A 17,652-nucleotide genomic window follows, 5' to 3' on the forward strand; every position below is an offset into this window, starting at 1 on the left:
CTCTTTCTTCGTCGTCTTTCGTATTCAGTTGTTAGTGTGACCGCCGCAGAGAGCCGTCATTCCCGATAAAATAAGGAAATAAGCCCGATTAGCGCACAGCTTGACTGTGGTATACTAATGCCAAATTACAGCAAAACTCGACATAACATTGACGGAGGTAATCTTTAACGATGATGAAACGACGCCTGCCGATTTTAAACGCTCTTCTGACCGCTTCACTATTCGTGACGTTATCCGCTTGCAGCTCCAGTACGAAGACGACAGAGACGGATCAAGCCTCTACAACTATACAGCAGCCCGCTTCCGCTACCACGAAACCGTCCGAAACTCCATCTGCACAGGCAAATGCTGTTCCTCACACCGAGACAACTGCTGCGCCAACCGAAGCCGCAAACTCAAAGCCGCTCTACCGGATGACTGACGCTTACCGCTTCGTACCGATCGATGAAGCTACGAGCGACAAAGCCGTACTTCTTACATTCGACGACGGACCAAATAATGAGACGATTATCGATAGTCTGCTCACTACGCTGGACAAACATAAAGCGAAGGCGATCTTCTTCGTTAACGGCTACAGGGTCAAGCAAAACCCTGAGCTGCTGAAGCTCATCCAAGGCCGTGGACAAACGATCGGCAATCACGCTTGGGATCATAACAATTTGAAAGAAGCCAGCGATGATGCGGTGAAGCAGCAGATTGGAGATGTACAAGATGAGGTAAAGCGATTAACGGGAACCGCCCCCCTCTTCTTCCGACCGCCTTACGGCGCTGGCAACGACATCGTTAAGCAAACAGCAAAAGACCACGGCATGTTATACATGACGTGGTCTAACGGTTCGCTTGATTGGGAGAAACCGGCACGGGATAATCCCGCGGAGGTGATCCGCAATGTGATGGAGCAGCTTCATCCGGGCGCTAATATATTAATGCATGAATTGCAATGGACAGCCGATGCTTTGGATGAGCTGCTGACGAAGCTGGAGAAGGAAGGTTATACCTTCATTGATCCAGCGACTATTTCTCCTATTGGGTATACTTAATACCATAGTAGAACAAACCCGCCACCAGACCAAGAAACAAGACTACAATAAGATTATAATACCATTTCGTTACTTTCTGCGCGCTTGATGGATGTTTCTTGCGTCTTGGCGGCAATGCCGAGACGTCGGTGGATTCGAGACTGCTTGCGGACGGCTCAGCCGTCCCTTCTAGTTGATAATGTTCCTGTCTGCTCGAGCTTCCAGACCTGCTTCTCCTGCTCATGACTCCCTCCTGAATCGAATAATTAAACCCATAATCAAATCAATTACAAAATGCGCAATGATAGCGGACCAAATCGATCCGGTCTCCATATAAATCCAACCTAAGCCGTAGCTGATGGAGAAGACTAAGCCTGTCGGTATCCAATGTTTCAAATAACGCACATGGATGGTCGCGAATACGATACTTGTCCAATATGGACCGATCGCATGCTGAATGGCGCCGCGAAACAACAATTCCTCGCATATTGCTACAATAAACGAAATGAGAACAATATGCCACACCGGCCGCTTGCGAAAAATACGATCGTTAACGCCGCCGTCATCCGTGGCTTCCTCCGGCACGAACCTGGAAATGAGCAGGTCAACCACGATCACCGCCGCCGCTAGTCCAACTCCCCACCACAGGAAAGTAAGCTMTTTCGGAAATTTGAATAATGCAATTATGTTTTGACGCTGAAATAATACCCATATCAAGCCGATAATAAAAGTAAGCCCTTGCGTTGCATACAAGTTAATGAGCAGCATTCTGTCGTCCAGATCGTCAACGGAAACTTTACGTACACGAATATTGCGAATATCGAACTTTTTCATCGTTTCCCGCCCGCCAATCTGTTTCGTTCATATTTTCTTTTTCGGCCTTTTAACCTATACTGATTAGAACTTAGAGACCCACCACATTACATATACATAGAAGGAGTTTGTCATGGAAAAGAAACTATCAGCTAACGCAATGCTATACAGCATCGGATTCGTCTTCATGCTCRCATGCTCGGTTGGCGCATTTTTTTACGGTATTGAAGTTGGCGCAGACCGGACCGAATCGAGATACGAAGCGGAGAAGGCCAGCGCAGAAGCTAAAGAATCGGTCAGTCCCTATCAGCAGCAGGATTTAGTTTCTTTCTATCATACCGTATTTTTGCCTTATCGTGAATTTCAGAACGAGTGGTTCAACGCCGTTAACAAGCTTTCGCAGGGTGAGTCCATTGATGCTTCATCAGCTTTTAAAGAGTTATCTAATCTAGCAAAAAACAAAGCGGGCGAAGCAAGCTCCTTCAATATGCAGAACTCCCCCCTGCTCGGTGAGGCGCAAGTCGGTTACATACGCAGCTTGAAACTATTCGCAGACGCGGCAACCCATGCTGCATCAAGTTCCAAATCTGCAAAGGGCGATGAACTGCTGCAAGTAATCGCCAAGGAGAAAAACTATATTACCGCTACCGCCCAATCATTAACCGCACAGCAAGCCTATTATGATGCTATGCTGAAGTGGTCATCGAGCGTTAACGTCGATATTCCTAACGAATACAAGCTCTCAGCCAAGCTCGATCTCGCCAAGTGGGAGACGCTGCCGATTACGGTCAAGAATAAGCTCATGGCCGATTCCTTGCTCAACCGCAAGCAGATCACGACTTTTTATCCTCATGATCTGACTAGCCGGGTCGATGAATTTATTATTTCCGGTCAAGCCGCGAAGATGAAACTCGGTACCGTGTCCCAAATCGTTGCGCTTCTGCTTGACACGGACGCTGTCCGTAGCGGAGACTTTGCTGACAGTCACGCGAAGCTTTACAAGAAAACGTTGCTTCCGCAGTTGCCTTTCTTCTCCGCGAATGCCGACTAACTAATATTAATCATACTKAAAGTTTCTTAACGAGGCTATAGCCGCCATTCCGCCTGTAACATTGCGGAGGTCGCTATAGCCTTGTTCTTCTAAATAACGGCATACGGCCTCGCTTCGAACGCCATGCGCGCATACGATATACAGCGTCTTGTTGGTTGGCAGTTCATCCAGTCTGCCGGGGATGGTGTTCATTGGAATTAAGGTTGTATGCTCTAAGTGGTAATAGTCCCATTCGTACGACTCGCGTACGTCAATGATTTGCGAAGCATCTGCTTCACCGCTTTCCAAAATTGCTATTAATTGCTCAGGAGCTACATCCTGCCATTTTGTCATTATCCTATACCTCCTGTGTCGTCATTTGTTGCTCACAATGGTTGAATCATATCGAAATTTTCACAAATCAGCAAGTTTGAGCATTGCAATTGTCCACTCGCTTGCTATAAAATAGAAAAGTCCGAGTCTACTTTTAGAATTCACTTTCGTTCCAGCGCGGCAACAGCCGTTATGGCTTGGAATACGCTCCACTTCGGTCACGACTTGATGATCCAACTCTCGTCCCGATGCTGCAAGTCGAAGCCGGGACGGGGGTTTTTCTGTTCATATTAGAAAGCAAGGCGCAATCGCCTTGCACCAATTTAGGAGGCATACTTCTCATGTTTAAAGTGTTAGTTTCCGATCCGATCAGCGATTTGGGCATCCAGCAGCTAGTTGATGCAAATGATGTCACAGTAGACAAAAAACCTGGCCTTAGCGAGGACGAGCTTGTTGCCATTATCGGCGAATACGACGCTCTTCTCGTTCGCAGCCAAACAAGAGTAACCGCTAAAATCATGGAAGCAGGCAAACAGCTTAAAGTCGTTGGCCGTGCTGGTGTCGGCGTCGACAACATCGACCTCGAAGCGGCTACGCAAAACGGTATTATTGTCATTAACGCTCCAGACGGCAATACGATTACGACATGCGAGCATACTTTCGCTATGATGATGGCTGTTGCACGCCATATCCCGCAAGCCTATCTGAAGACCGTTGGCGGCGAATGGGATCGCAAATCGTTCCTTGGCGTAGAGCTTCGCAACAAAACGCTTGGCGTTCTCGGCATGGGCCGTATCGGCAGCGAAGTAGCAAAACGCGCTAAAGCTTTCGGAATGGACATTCTCGGCTATGACCCGTTCATGACGGAGGAGCGTGCAGAGAAAATCGGCGTCAAGCTCGCTTCGGTTGACGAGATTGTTCGCAACGCAGACTTTATGACGGTTCATACTCCGCTGACTCCCGAGACTCGCCACATGATCGGCAAAGCGCAATTCGAAGTCATGAAGCCAGGCATGCGCATCGTTAACTGCGCACGCGGCGGCATTATTGATGAGATTGCTCTCGTTGATGCAGTTAATAAAGGCGTTGTAGCGGGTGCTGCTTTCGACGTATTCGAGGTTGAGCCTCCTGCTGAAGATCATCCATTCCTGACGCATCCGAAAATCATCGTAACGCCGCATCTTGGCGCTTCTACTGTTGAAGCTCAAGAAAACGTTGCTATCGACGTTTCGGAGCAAGTGCTTCACATATTGCGTGACGAGCCGTTCATGAACGCGGTTAACATGCCTCCTATCCCGGCTAATCTGCAAAACATTTTGCAGCCGTACTACACGCTTGGCGAGAAGCTCGGAAGCTTTATCGCTCAATCGACGGAAGGCGCTGTTCAAGAAATCATCGTTAACTATGCTGGCGAGCTAGCTGAAGTTGACACGCAACCATTGACGCGCTACATCGTTCGCGGCGTTCTTGCGCATCACCTCGGTCTTGAGAACGTAAATGTGGTCAACTCGATGCATCTTGCAAAAACAAGAGACGTTAATATCGTGATCCGTAAATCGACAGCTTCCAAAGACTTCACGAACCTCGTGTCCGTGTCGCTTCGCACGAAGAAGGAAGAACATGTCGTATCGGGTACTTTGCTAACTGGCTACGGCCCTCGCATCGTACAGATCGATAAGTTCCCAGTTGACGTTACGCCTGAAGGCAACCTGATTCTGATCTCGCACAACGACAGACCGGGTATCATCGGCCGCGTCGGCACATTGCTTGGCAACAACGATGTGAACATTGCGACGATGCAAGTAGGACGCCAGCTTGAAGGCGGATCGGCTATCATGGTCCTACGTGTTGACAAAGCCGCTCCGAAAGAAGTCCTTCAACAGTTGACAAGCCTTCCTGAGCTGAACACAGCTAAGGAAATCAAGCTTTACTAATAKAAGCGCTGCTTTGAACAAGAACCTCATCTCCCATATGCGGATGATGAGGTTCTTTTATTTTACTTATTGTATAGATACTTACCCCATTGTTTCACGAACAACAAGATTAAACGATGGTTCTCAACAAAAAAAGCGCTCCGCAAGGGAACGCTTTGACAACTATTGATGATAATCGACAGGAAGCAACAGGGTGAACGATGTGCCAACGCCAACAGCGCTTTCGACCACAATACGGCCTTTATGAAGATCGATCAGGTTTTTCACGATCGCAAGACCAAGGCCGGTACCGCTGGAAGAACCGCGTTTGCGGGCTTTATCCGCCTTATAGAACCGTTCGAATACGTACGGAACATCCTCCATCGGAATTCCTTGCCCTTCGTCACGAACCATAATTTGAATGAAGGCTTCTCCATTCACATCCGCCTGATGCCCTGCTATAGTGATAGACTTCCCAGCCGGCGTATGCCTAAGCGCGTTATCAAGCAGATTCGTTAATACCTGCTCTAGACGATCCTCATCGGCCTCCAGCATCGTAAGCGGCTCATTCGGAATATCGATCTGAAGCCGCACTTCTCTCTCCTTCGCATACACTTGGAACTTACGGTGGACGCGCTTCAGAACATGGCACAGATCGATCTCGTGGAAGTTCATCTCCACATGCCCTGCTTCCATCCGAGCGATGTCAAGGAAGTCATTGACGAGCCTGCCCATACGAAGCGACTCGTCATGGATAACCTGCACAAGCTCCTTGCCTTCTTCAGGCGATGCGACAATATCGTCAAGCAATGCTTCGCTATAGCCTTGCAGCATCGATAACGGCGTGCGAATCTCATGCGATATGTTCGCTACGAAGTCTCTGCGCAGCTTCTCAAGCTTATGCTCCTCGGTTACATTCCGTATTACGGCTACTGCACCCCGTACAACGCCGTTCGATTGAAGCGGCGCCATAACGACCGACCATACGTTAGTATGAACATGTACCTTCTCGCTTAAGTCATGCCCCTTCTCCATTACGGATTGGTACAATTCTCGCAGCGGCATCGGTACGCTCTCGTAGTGTGCATCGTTATTCGGCAACTCGTCATCATGCCATTCATGCTTCAGCCCCGACCATTGGTTGATGAGCAGATGGCCGCTAGGGTTTGTCAATATCACTTGTCCTGCCGCATCGAAAGTAATAACCGAATCGCCCATGCTCCGCAGGATGCTGGTCAAATGATTTTTCTCATGATTCAAGTCGTGAATCAGCTTATCAAGCTGCTCGGTCATATGATTGAACGTCTTCGCGAGCTCGCCGATCTCATCCGTCGAACGAATATCKACCCTTGTACTGTAATTGCCTTGCGACACGGAATCTGCCGCGTTTTTAAGCTGCAATAACGGCTGTTGGATCTTTGCCGACAGGAAGAAAGCGAAGAACGTAGACAGCAGGAAACCAATAATGGCAACGACGATGAACAGGATCTTAATATCATGAGCATCCTCATTAAACCAAATATCAATATATTGCAGCAAAAATACGCCTAATATGATGAGTACAACCGCTACAAGCAGCATGATGGTAGCCCAAAGCTTGCCGACCACACTGTTCCACAGCATACGTGTCAATCGTTGAATCAACTTCATTTACTTCGGTACCTCAAGCTTATAGCCGACGCCCCATACGGTCGTTATCATTGCGGCCGCGTCAGGGGACACTTTGTTCAGTTTCTCGCGAAGCCGCTTCACATGGGTATCCACTGTCCGCAAGTCACCGAAAAACTCGTAGTTCCAAACATCCTTAAGCAGCTCCTCGCGCGAGAATACTTTATCCGGCGAGACGGCCAAGTAGTGCAGCAGCTCATATTCCTTAGGCGTTAAGCTTACTTCTTGACCTCCGGCTGTTACGCGGTGCGCGTCATGCTCAATGATCAAGTTAGGAAACACGATGTTGTTGCTGGAGTTAATCTCCTTGGTCAAGAACGCAGTAGCAGACGAACGACGAAGTATGGCTTTCACGCGGTAGATCACTTCACGCGGGCTGAATGGCTTAACAACATAGTCGTCAGCACCGACCTCGAATCCCTGTACGCGGTTCATCTCCTCGCCTTTTGCGGTCAGCATAATGACCGGCGTCGCCTTAATCTGACGAAGTCGCGAGCATACCTCGACGCCATCAATTCCCGGCAGCATTACATCGAGCAATATCAATGCGTAATCCGTATTTGATGCAAGCCGAAGCGCTGTTTCTCCGTCCTCAGCTTCATCAATCGTATAGCCTTCCTTCTCTAAATACATTTTGAGCAGGCGGCGAATTCGTTCCTCATCGTCAACGACTAAAATACGGTTTGAGTAATCGGTCATACGGCATTACTCCTCTCCATTCTTGTGTTAAGTCCCTGAGTAAGAATGCAAACCGGCGATAATCAAGTTGACGCCGATCAATGTAAACAATACAATAACAAATCCGATAACCGCTAGCCAAGCCGAACGCAGTCCTTGCCAGCCTCGCGATAGACGGAAATGCAAGTAGGCGCTGTAGTAGAGCCAAGTAATAAGTGCCCATACTTCCTTCGGATCCCAGCCCCAGAAGCGGCCCCAAGCTTTCTCCGCCCATATCATGGCGAAGATGAGTGCGCCCAGTGTAAAGACCGGGAAACCGATCGCAATCGCACGATAGCTGATTTCATCCAGATCTTCAGGATCGATGCCTTCCATCGCCGGGTGAATCACTGCACCCAGACGCTTGCGGAAGGCAAGGCGGAGCAATCCGTATAAAATGCTGCCCGCAATAACCGACCATACAACGGTGTTAAGCTTACGGCCTGCGTTAACGCCGTTCATCCAATAAGGTGCTTCGAACAGCGGCTTCTCCAAGCCAAGGAAGCTGTCCATCTCGACGACCTGGCTATTGTACGGCTTCACGATCGGCGGAAGCGCATAAGCAACCTTCTCCGTTGTCGTTTGCTCAATGCCCTTGCTGTCGATTTCCGATATCTCTTGAGTAAAGTGCGCTTCATAACCAGCGCCGCGGAAGCCGAATACGGCAATAATAAATCCAACGATTAAGATAAGCGAGTATAGGGTGAATTCAACCCAAAATTGATCTCTGCGAGCTTCCTTCGTCGTCTGTTTGAAATCGACAACGCGCAACAGATACATCAGTCCTGCGGCAAAACCGACTGCGAAGAATGCCTCGCCAAGCGCAGCCGTCGTCACGTGAATCTTAAGCCAGTTCGACGTAAGGGCCGGTATCAACGGCTGTACGTCGCTCGGGAATACAGCCGCATATGCAACGATAATAACCGTTAACGGCAAGGCGAACATGCCGAGCAAAGGTTTGCGATAAATCGCATGAATGATCGTGTACGCAATCATAATGGCCATACCGAGGAAGGTCATGAACTCATACATGTTGCTCGTAGGAATTTGTCCGCTGCCTGCCCAGCGCGTGAAGAAGAACGCTAAGTGAGCCGCAAGTCCAAGACTGGATGTAATAAATGCGATCTTGCCCCAGCGTCGTTCATGATCGGCTGGCTTGCGATTGCTCCATTTCTTGCCGGCAACCGCGATGACATAGAACATAAAGGCAAAGCAGTAAAGAAAGAATGCGACTAGAAAAACGTCGCTGCTAAATTCGACTAAACTCACGCGTTGTTCCCTCCGTTATCGAGCGCCTTCGGATCGACGGTAATCCCGATTTTTTTGAGCGCGCCCGCTACATCCGAGCGCATGCCGTACCAGTTCTTATTCGTATGAGCGCCGAGCGACAGCTCGCCGTCATCTATGCGCAGCCATATTCTGCGGTGCTGCCAATAAGAGCCCATAAGCAGGCCGAGCATCGAGAATACTGCGCCGATCCATACGTAAGGAAGCGCTCTGTCCATCCTTACGTTCAAATAAGTGGATGCTTCCGAGAACTCGACGTTCTCCATTCCATCAACCTTGATTTCAATCTTCTCAACCAATGCGCCATTAATGACATCCTGGGCAAACTTTACTTTGTCCTTCTGCATCGGGAAGTACATATAAGGCTCTCCTTCGGCTGCAAGTCCAGGACCTTTGACCGTAAAGATGAATGCAGGCGCAATCGGATCTCGCGAAAGCGTTGTCGGTTTGCCGTTGCTATCGAGCGCGAATTCCATGAAATTCGCATATAGTTCAAGCGTATAAGGACCAAGCTCATGTTTAAGTGCCGAGTCTTTCATCGGCAAGTCGAACGGTCCGTACGATTCACCTGTCTGCTTGTTGATAAGCACCGGGTGAACAGCATTAAGGCGCGGCGTCATATCGAAGTCGAACTGATACAGCTTAAGACCTTTGTACTTAAGCGGATCATTGACGATAATATCATGGCGCTTCACTTCCGTAAGCTCCGGCTGCTTCAGCGGATCGTCGCAATTGCTTGAACATGTGTACAATACCGCTTGCGTCTTGAACAGCTTCGCACGCGCTGTCCCTTTCAGCGTCTCAGGCAGCTCATCATCATTATAAAATTCAATGATGAACTTCTCGTTCTTAACGTAATAGTTCGTTCCGCTAATTTGAACCGTATCACCATCTGGTATCGTAATATACGAATCCATTTGGAAGCCTGGAAGGCTGCGAGCTAATATTGCAAGCAAGAACAGGATCAAGCCGATGTGATTGATATAAGGACCCCAGCGGCTGAAACGGTTTTTCTCCGCAAGCAATGAGCTCCCGTCGCGATGGATGCGATACCCTTTGCGCTTCAGCTGCGCGCCGAATTGCTCCGCCCATTGCTCTGGATCGCCTTCAATGGTCTGCTTGTACACCGTCTTCTGACGGTTAATGAATAGCAGATGCTTGCGAATCTGTTGCTTGTTAAGCGCCCGATAAAGCGGCAGCACGCGGTCAAGACTGCAAATGACGAGCGACGTTCCAATCATGACAAGCAAGCCGATAAACCACCACGATTCGTATGTATGGGACAAGCCGAGCAAATAATAAATTTTGCCGGTTAGGCCATACGTCTCCTCATAATAATCGGCAGGCTCGAAGTTATTAATGAATGTATTCTCCTGCGGGTAGATCGTTCCCAACATTGCCGTTACGAATGTAATAATAATTAAGTAAATCGCGATTTTGACAGAAGAGAAGAAGTTCCACACCCGGTCAATGACATTCGGATTGCTCTTCTGCGAACGGCGCGCGACGCCGTCATAACGCATCTCAAGCGGCGTTTCGGTATCTTCGGCTTCGGATGGCAAAAGCGGCTTGCCGCAGCTTTCGCATAATACCGTGCCTACCGAGTTTTGATGGCCGCATTCGCATTTTGTGTTCTCTACGACTAACACAGCTTATCCTCCTAGAGCTGAAGCAAACGTTCAATCCGATCGTCAATCTCTTGCTCCGTCATGCCGCCTACTTTAATCTCCATTATTTTACCGTCCGGTCCGATGAAGAAGGTCGTCGGGTAGGAGCGCAGCCCGTAGCTGCGTTCCGTCTTGCGGCTAACGTCGCGCAGAATTGGATAGTTCAAATCGAATTGGCGAACAAAGTTGTTCACGGTCAAAGTGTCTTCGCTTAAATTAATGGCCAGAATAACGAGGCCTTGGTCTTTCCACTTGGCGTATTGCCGCTCGAACTCTGGCATTTCTTTCACGCATGGCGGACAGAAAGTGCCCCAAAAGTTAACGACAACCGCTTTTCCCTTATAATCCGACAATGCTGTCGTACCGCCGTCCAGATTGGCCAACGTGAATGAAGGCGGCTCGCTGCCTGCCTTTAGCGGACCTTCCGAATCTGACGCGAACAACGTCGATCCGATCGCATAACCGCCTATAATAAGTACGGCAGCCAATATGATGATTTGGACCGTTTTGCGAGATTTTCCCATTAGCTTGCCTCACCACCTGCTTCTATCTCTGCTGAATGAATGACTACTTTAGTACCATTATAACGAAAAGTCGACGGCAATAACTGCCGCCGTCGTTTACTTTTTATGAACTTTATGTGTCTTGCGAGCCTCAGCGAGCAGGCTGTCAATCTCTTTGGGAGTTAGATGTCTGTATTTGCCTCGGCCAAGATCCTGCAGATAAAGATCGCCGAATTTAATGCGTTTCAGACGGACGACTTTATGGCCGATTGCCTCGAACATTCTGCGAACCTGACGGTTGCGGCCCTCGTATATCGTAATCGATATTTTGGCTTCATTATTTTCCGTATCGACGTCATGATATTCAACCTCAGCGGGCGCCGTCATCCCGTCCTCTAGCATAATGCCCTTCTGAAGCTTCTCAAGTGCGCTGCCATGCGGTACGCCTTTGACCGTCGCGTGATACGTCTTCGGGACGTGATGGCTCGGATGCGTCAGCATATTGGCGAACTCACCGTCGTTCGTAAGCAGAAGCAGTCCTTCTGTATCGTAGTCCAAACGTCCGACAGGGTATACCCTCTCTTTAATACCGGGCAGGAAGTCACCGACGACCTTGCGGCCTTGCGGATCCTTGGCGCTCGATATGACGCCCTTCGACTTATTAAGCATGACGTAAATTTTCTTCTCGCCTTTGATCGGCTTGCCGTTCACCGTGATGGCATCAACGGCTGGATCGGCTTTGACGCCAAGCGTCGTTACTTTCTCGCCGTTCACCTCAACCATGCCGGCCATTATCATTTCCTCGCATTTGCGACGGGATGCGACACCCGCTTGCGCTAATATTTTCTGTAAACGTTCCAATGCTTTCACCTCATCCTCCATCATACCGATTAGAAGAACAAAGTACAAGCTGTGTTAGCCGAATATGTATAAGCAAATGAATATCGCCGCCAAAAAACCGACCAAATCGGAGAAAAGACCTACTTTTAACGCATATTTCGTTCTGCGGATGCCGATAGCTCCGAAGTAGACGGTCAGCACATAAAGAGTCGTATCGGTGCTGCCTTGAATCGTTGAAGCAATTCTTCCGATCATCGAATCAGGTCCATAGGTCTGAATAAGGTCAGCGGTGAACGCAAGCGATCCTGCGCCCGTAAGTGGACGCAAGATGCCTAGCGGAAGCACCTCGCTTGGGATACCGAGCCAGTCGAATAGCGGCCTTACGGCAGACAACATCAGCTCCATCGCGCCCGATGCGCGGAACATGCTGATCGCAACCATCATTCCGACGAGATGCGGAATAATATTAATCGCTGTGCCGAACCCGTCCTTTGCCCCTTCGACGAACGTTTCATAGACGGGCACCTTGCGTCTTAACGCCGCATAAAGAGGAATGAATACGATGATGGCAGGAATCATCCATGCGGATAGATTGGTGAATAATTCATACAAGCGTCTCACCCCCGCCAGCAGTAGGTTTTGACAATGATTGCTGTTGATTTTGCGGCTGCTTGTTCAAGTTTAACTGTGGCGGGATCATAGGAGGGGACTTTCTTCTATACCATCGGTCGGCAACAATTGCCGCTGACGTGGCAACGAATGTTGCAGCTAACGTCGTGCCGATAATTTCAGCAGGATTAGCCGAACCATAATTCATTCGAATCGCAATAAGTGTCGTAGGCACGATTGTAATGCTGGACGTATTAAGCGCAAGCAACGTACACATCGCAGGCGTTGCCGTTGACGGATCGGGATTCAACTTCTGAAGCTCCTGCATAGCCTTTATCCCCATTGGCGTTGCCGCATTGCCAAGACCGAATAAATTCGCGCTTAGATTGCTCATTATGTATCCAATTGCCGGATGGTTATGAGGAATGTCCGGAAATAGCTTGCGAACGAGAGGTCCAAGCATTCGAGCCATTGTCTTAAGCAAGCCTGCATCCTCTGCTATTCGCATCATCCCAAGCCAGAATACCATAATGCTTATGAGGCCGAAGCTTACGGTCACGCCCGACTTCGCCCCTTCGAAAGCTGCTTGCGTTACTGCGTCCATGTTGCCGTTTATCGCGGCTACCGCTACGCTAGCCGCGATAAAAAACAACCATATCCAATTCACCATATAAACCGTCTCCCCTCGGTTTTATGCTTTATATGAAACAATTACTTATTAACGCTATCCCTTAATCGATTGCTTCCCGCATCATAAACAGGGGTCGAACCGATCTTCTCTCCTTTCAGAAACCATTGAAGCGACCCGCGTTCGCCAAGTGCATAACTCGTTGAGTTTGGCGGAATTAGAACCAGACTTGTATGAATGGAATCCTGCTCGTCCAGCTCAAGCGGATAACTGAATCCTTGGCCAAGCGCATAGGGATAACCGGCGATCGTTTGCCCCTTGCTGGCAAGCTTCTGAAGCGGATAGTTAGCGAAGCCCCAGTCAAGCATTTGTTTGTGGTCATTCCAGTCATCGCTGTCATTAATGGTTACTGCGGCAAGCTGCTGGCCATTCCTAGTAGCTGAGCTAACGAGGCAGCGAAGCGACTTTTTGGTATAGCCTGTTTTAACGCCGTCCGCACCTTCGTACATGGCTAGCATTTTATTTTTGTTCGGCCAGGTGTAGTCCCATTTCTCGTGCGGATTGGGTACTTTTTTTTCTCTCGTGCCAACGATTCGGGCAAATGTTTTATTTTTGAGCGCATAAGCAGTCAATACGGCAAGATCATTAGCTGAAGAAAAATGCCCCTCTTCATCAAGACCGTGCGGATTTTTGAATTGCGAATGTTTCAGATTAAGAAAACGCGCCTTCTCGTTCATCAGGTGGACAAAGCCCTCCTCTGAACCTCCTACATGCTCGGCGATCGCGGTTGCCGCATCATTGCCGGAGCGAAGCATAAGACCATACAGCATGTTTTCAAGCGTCATTTCTTCGCCTAATTGGAGGTAGATCGATGATCCCTCCTTGCCAACCGCCCTCTTTGGTGTCTTCACCTTATCGTCGAGCTTACCATGGTCGATGGCCACGATTGCAGTCATGATCTTCGTCAAGCTTGCAATTCTCATCGATTGATCGCCATTGGTGCTATATAGGACTCTGCCAGAGCTGACATCAATTAACGCGGCCGCTTTTGCATTCGTACCGATCGGCTTTGGTTTCGCATCTGCTGTCTGTTGAATCGCCAGCGTCATTACTCCTAATAAGAGCATGGAAGCTATAGCGATTCTATACCGCTTAAACCCATTCATTCCAATGATGCTCCTCTCGCTGCAATAGTCTGTCGTTCATTATATGCCTGTACATATTCGTGTAGACGAGCTTGTCGCAACTAAAATGAAAAAATGAAAAACTGCCCTTGCGGGCAGCTTTACATGTTGGATTGCCACTCTCGAGCGATTAACTTACAAGAGGTGATCATTTGCGTCCAGACTGCCCGTAATAACGGTAGACACTGGATCGACATAATTGGATTGCTGCATAGGCTGCTTAATCATCGACTGCACTTTATCGAATACATGAGGCGCAGCGTCAATGACACGCTCCATTAGATGCGTTTGATTATCCAGCGGCACGATCTTCACGCCATGGGTACCTACAACAAGGAAGGCAATAGGCGTAATCGACACGCCACCGCCGCTGCCGCCGCCGAACGGAAGCGACACGGATGCATGATGCGCATCGTTTTGCGATCCGCTCGCATGGTCGGATCCATCGAGCCGGATGTCGCTGCCGCCTGCAACGAAACCGAAGCCAACTTTGGAGATCGGCATAATAATGCTGCCGTCCGGGGTTTGTACAGGATCGCCGACGATCGTGTTGACGTCGACCATTTCCTTGATGTTTTCCATTGCGGTTTGCATTAATCCTTGAATAGGATGCTCAGCCATTGTAACTCCTCCTCAAAAGTTTTGTGAAAAGACGCTTCATTGCAGAGTCATCACAGCAAAACTTGCTCCGAAAGCATACTTTCATTGCGATATGAATAAGAACTTGCCTACGCTTCTTGTATTGTGCGCAGTACAGGTCTGGACTATGTATGAGCTGAGCCTCCGGCAAAGATGTTCTAAACTACACTTTGAACAGCTGTTTTTGCCACGTCCAAGAACTCCCGCCGCTGCCATCTTTTCGTCTTCTCTTCCGCATTCGGAATAACAACTTCATCCCAGCCAGTAACGCGTTGCCAAAGCTCATCTTGGCGCTGCACGACCAATCCGTCGAAAAGTAAGGTCGCTGATATATCGGCGTCACGGTCATCTGCGGGTCGGCTTGGAGCTTGACCATCTGAGAGAGAACACCGATCAGACTCGTTTTAACCGACCATACGAAACCCGTCGTCATCGCTGTCCACATCGCATCGCCGGTTCCAACGGAAGTGTTCCATGTCCATTCAGTCATCTTTACCTTCGTCAGCGTCTGCCTCGCCCAGCCGGTCAAGTTTCGTGTCATCTCCAGGATGTCCTTGAAACGATCCATCGAACGAGCAACATCGTCGGCATTGATCTCTTCATTGAATTGCTTCCAAGTGTTAATCCCCGTATTTGTTGATGACACCTGCTCCTTTAATTGGACAGAAGCGCCCAAATACTTAATAACCGGCACCTTCAAGCGGTAACGATATAAGCCGAACAACGCTTTGATTGCAATTTCGGCGTCGTCATTATTTCCCGATTTCGCAAAATGTCCGCTAACTTTAACGGGAGATGCGATAACAATCGAAAAAATGAACAAAAAAAAGAGACCGGCCGCCGTCATCCAACCAAAAGGATAAAGGGGCATTATGCTTCCTCCATTTCCCTACTTATGGTTGAATATAGTATGACCCGGCGGTCAAATCTCATTCTTTTATTTCATCAAACGTCATTTGTCTGCCGTCTAGGCGCTCGAACAGCAACTGCGTCGTTTCCTCAAGCGCATCGTCGACACTGACATGGCCTGGTTCAGGCAATTCCTTGATTGACGGCAAGCCGAAGTATTCTAAAAATAATTTCGTCGTTCCGTATAATATAGGTCTTCCAATCGCTTCGGCTCTTCCTACCTCTTCGATCAAATCCTTTGATACAAGGGAGCTGATCGCCCGATCGGTCTTCACCCCGCGAATCTCCTCGATATCGATTCTTGTAATCGGCTGGCGGTAAGCGACGATCGATAACGTCTCCAAAGCAGCTTGCGATAATTGCGAACGTGATGGCGAATAAGCCATTCGCTCAAAGTAAGGCGCATGCTCAGGATGCGTAGTCAGTCGGTAAGAACTGGCTACTTCAGCTATCTGAACGCCTCGCATCTCGCGTTCCAAATCCCGCTGCAAGTCGTAGACCAGATCGGAAGACAAATCCGAGTCGATCTCCAAAATGTCGGCGAGCTGCTTCTTCGTTAAGCCTTCATCTCCGGCCATGAACAGAAGGCCCTCAATAATCGACTTCAATTTCGGATAATCCATCTTGCGAAGATTCTCCTCTCCAATGTATGACGATGTCGTCGAACAGCTGATGCTGGAAGCAGCGAATATGCTTCATCTTCATTAGCTCCAGTATCGCTAGAAAGGTGACAACTACTTCGTGCTTGTCCATATTCTCGCGTATAAGCTTCGAGAATCGGACCGTTTCGTATTGCTTCAGCACCTCGACAATATCTCGAATCCGATCCTTAACCGATATTTCATCGCGCTGGATCGTTGAGATGACGTTCCTTCTTGCTGCCCTGCGCAGCGCTTTCTGGAAGGCGGCAACAAGATCGGACACATGCAAGCCTTCGACGGGATTGACCTTCTCTTCTTTCATATAAGGGGTCAAGTCATCCGGCTCACGAGAATAGACGAGGCTGCGTTCGAATTCCTTCTCCCGCAGCTGCTCGGCTATTTGCTTAAACTTACGATATTCAACGAGCTTCTGAATGAGCTCATCACGAGGATCAAGGCCGTCATCCTGCCACTCGTCATATTCCTCCTCGAACACCGGAGGCTTAGGCAGCAGTTGCTTGCTTTTTATCGCCAGAAGGGTTGCAGCCATGACCAGAAACTCGCTCGTAACCTCAAGCTCCAGTTCCTTCATCGCATGCAGATACTCCATATATTGATCCGTAATCTCGCTGATCGACACTTCATGGATATCAATCTCTGCTTTGTCGATCAAATGGAGCAACAGGTCAAGAGGCCCTTCAAAAGAATCCAGCTTGTAAAGCACCGACACTCGTATTTCCTCCCGCGTTCAGCTCTCGGGGTATTATCCCTGCAGCTGTTTCGTCAAATTAGCCATTTCGATCGCGCTGGCAGCCGCTTCATAACCTTTGTTGCCGGCTTTCGTGCCTGCACGCTCAATCGCTTGCTCGATCGAATCGACCGTCAGCACGCCGAAGATCGTTGGCACGCCTGTTTTGAGCGCGATTGCCGCAACGCCTTTGGCTGCTTCATTGCATACAAAGTCAAAGTGAGGCGTTGATCCGCGGATAACGGCACCAAGCGTAATTACCGCATCATACTTGCCGCTTTCAGCCATCTTCTGAGCGATCAGCGGAATCTCGAATGCGCCAGGCACCCATGCGATTTCAACATCGTCTTCCGCTGCGCCGTGGCGTTTGAATGCATCAAGCGCGYCGCCAAGCAATTTGCTGGAAATAAATTCGTTGAACCGTCCGACAACAACCCCATATTTTAAACCTTCCGATACTAAATGTCCTTCATATATACGTGCCATTTTACCATCTTCCTCTCA

General features: G+C 49.0%; 20 protein-coding genes. 3 read left to right on the forward strand and 17 right to left on the reverse strand.

The window, feature by feature from the left end:
• Positions 1-170 precede the first annotated feature (170 nt).
• The gene (locus AC1DF0_RS14420) at positions 171-1,040 is read left to right on the forward strand and encodes a polysaccharide deacetylase family protein (RefSeq protein ID WP_477574445.1); all 870 of its coding nucleotides are present in this window, start codon (positions 171-173) and stop codon (positions 1,038-1,040) included.
• Here AC1DF0_RS14420 and AC1DF0_RS14425 read toward each other — a convergent pair.
• The gene (locus AC1DF0_RS14425) at positions 1,024-1,263 is read right to left on the reverse strand and encodes a hypothetical protein (RefSeq protein WP_442050418.1); all 240 of its coding nucleotides are present in this window, start codon (positions 1,261-1,263) and stop codon (positions 1,024-1,026) included. The two genes, AC1DF0_RS14420 and AC1DF0_RS14425, sit on opposite strands and share 17 nt — an antisense overlap.
• Positions 1,260-1,853, reverse strand: coding sequence for a lysostaphin resistance A-like protein (locus AC1DF0_RS14430; RefSeq protein ID WP_477574446.1), 594 nt, complete (start codon positions 1,851-1,853; stop codon positions 1,260-1,262). The genes AC1DF0_RS14425 and AC1DF0_RS14430 overlap by 4 nt, the downstream gene beginning before the upstream one ends.
• Positions 1,854-1,965: 112 nt before the next feature.
• On the opposite strand from AC1DF0_RS14430, the gene AC1DF0_RS14435 reads away from it, so the two are divergent.
• Positions 1,966-2,883, forward strand: a complete 918-nt coding sequence (locus AC1DF0_RS14435) for a hypothetical protein (RefSeq protein WP_477574447.1) — start codon at positions 1,966-1,968, stop codon at positions 2,881-2,883.
• A 6-nt stretch (positions 2,884-2,889) separates the two neighbouring features.
• Here the strand turns inward: AC1DF0_RS14435 and AC1DF0_RS14440 are convergent, their stop codons facing one another.
• Positions 2,890-3,216: a rhodanese-like domain-containing protein gene (locus tag AC1DF0_RS14440; protein WP_477574448.1), complete on the reverse strand. Its 327-nt coding sequence runs from the start codon at positions 3,214-3,216 to the stop codon at positions 2,890-2,892.
• 320 nt (positions 3,217-3,536) lie between these two features.
• Between AC1DF0_RS14440 and serA the strand changes: the two genes are divergently transcribed.
• Positions 3,537-5,129: a phosphoglycerate dehydrogenase gene (gene serA, locus AC1DF0_RS14445; protein ID WP_475821533.1), complete on the forward strand. Its 1,593-nt coding sequence runs from the start codon at positions 3,537-3,539 to the stop codon at positions 5,127-5,129.
• A 162-nt stretch (positions 5,130-5,291) separates the two neighbouring features.
• Here the strand turns inward: serA and AC1DF0_RS14450 are convergent, their stop codons facing one another.
• The 14 genes from AC1DF0_RS14450 to ribH form a co-directional block, all read right to left on the reverse strand.
• Positions 5,292-6,758, reverse strand: a complete 1,467-nt coding sequence (locus AC1DF0_RS14450; protein WP_477574449.1) for a HAMP domain-containing sensor histidine kinase — start codon at positions 6,756-6,758, stop codon at positions 5,292-5,294.
• Positions 6,759-7,475, reverse strand: a complete 717-nt coding sequence (locus tag AC1DF0_RS14455) for a response regulator transcription factor (RefSeq protein ID WP_307201672.1) — start codon at positions 7,473-7,475, stop codon at positions 6,759-6,761.
• 27 nt (positions 7,476-7,502) lie between these two features.
• A complete protein-coding gene (gene ccsA, locus AC1DF0_RS14460) occupies positions 7,503-8,762 on the reverse strand; it encodes a cytochrome c biogenesis protein CcsA (protein ID WP_337101747.1) in 1,260 nt (419 codons plus the stop codon).
• Positions 8,759-10,429, reverse strand: a complete 1,671-nt coding sequence (gene resB / locus AC1DF0_RS14465) for a cytochrome c biogenesis protein ResB (RefSeq protein ID WP_477574450.1) — start codon at positions 10,427-10,429, stop codon at positions 8,759-8,761. Before resB ends, ccsA begins: the two co-directional genes overlap by 4 nt.
• A gap of 11 nt (positions 10,430-10,440) precedes the next feature.
• Positions 10,441-10,971, reverse strand: coding sequence for a redoxin domain-containing protein (locus AC1DF0_RS14470; protein WP_442050426.1), 531 nt, complete (start codon positions 10,969-10,971; stop codon positions 10,441-10,443).
• 96 nt (positions 10,972-11,067) lie between these two features.
• Positions 11,068-11,811, reverse strand: a complete 744-nt coding sequence (locus AC1DF0_RS14475) for a pseudouridine synthase (RefSeq protein ID WP_442050427.1) — start codon at positions 11,809-11,811, stop codon at positions 11,068-11,070.
• 54 nt (positions 11,812-11,865) lie between these two features.
• Positions 11,866-12,369, reverse strand: coding sequence for a spore maturation protein (locus AC1DF0_RS14480; protein ID WP_442050463.1), 504 nt, complete (start codon positions 12,367-12,369; stop codon positions 11,866-11,868).
• A gap of 25 nt (positions 12,370-12,394) precedes the next feature.
• Entirely contained in the window at positions 12,395-13,069 is a 675-nt protein-coding gene (locus AC1DF0_RS14485) for a nucleoside recognition domain-containing protein (protein WP_477574451.1), read from the reverse strand.
• A 41-nt stretch (positions 13,070-13,110) separates the two neighbouring features.
• Entirely contained in the window at positions 13,111-14,193 is a 1,083-nt protein-coding gene (locus AC1DF0_RS14490; protein WP_442050429.1) for a D-alanyl-D-alanine carboxypeptidase family protein, read from the reverse strand.
• A gap of 153 nt (positions 14,194-14,346) precedes the next feature.
• Positions 14,347-14,832, reverse strand: a complete 486-nt coding sequence (gene ytfJ / locus AC1DF0_RS14495) for a GerW family sporulation protein (RefSeq protein WP_477574452.1) — start codon at positions 14,830-14,832, stop codon at positions 14,347-14,349.
• 181 nt (positions 14,833-15,013) lie between these two features.
• A complete protein-coding gene (locus tag AC1DF0_RS14500; RefSeq protein WP_442050431.1) occupies positions 15,014-15,721 on the reverse strand; it encodes a DUF2953 domain-containing protein in 708 nt (235 codons plus the stop codon).
• Positions 15,722-15,779: 58 nt separating this feature from the next.
• On the reverse strand, positions 15,780-16,382 hold the full coding sequence (scpB, locus tag AC1DF0_RS14505) for an SMC-Scp complex subunit ScpB (protein WP_442050432.1): 603 nt from the start codon (positions 16,380-16,382) through the stop codon (positions 15,780-15,782).
• Entirely contained in the window at positions 16,351-17,130 is a 780-nt protein-coding gene (locus AC1DF0_RS14510; protein WP_337101735.1) for a segregation and condensation protein A, read from the reverse strand. The genes scpB and AC1DF0_RS14510 overlap by 32 nt, the downstream gene beginning before the upstream one ends.
• Before the next feature lie 33 nt (positions 17,131-17,163).
• Positions 17,164-17,634, reverse strand: a complete 471-nt coding sequence (gene ribH / locus AC1DF0_RS14515) for a 6,7-dimethyl-8-ribityllumazine synthase (RefSeq protein WP_477574453.1) — start codon at positions 17,632-17,634, stop codon at positions 17,164-17,166.
• Positions 17,635-17,652: the final 18 nt, after the last annotated feature.

Source organism: Paenibacillus sp. 05T425 (assembly GCF_056396205.1).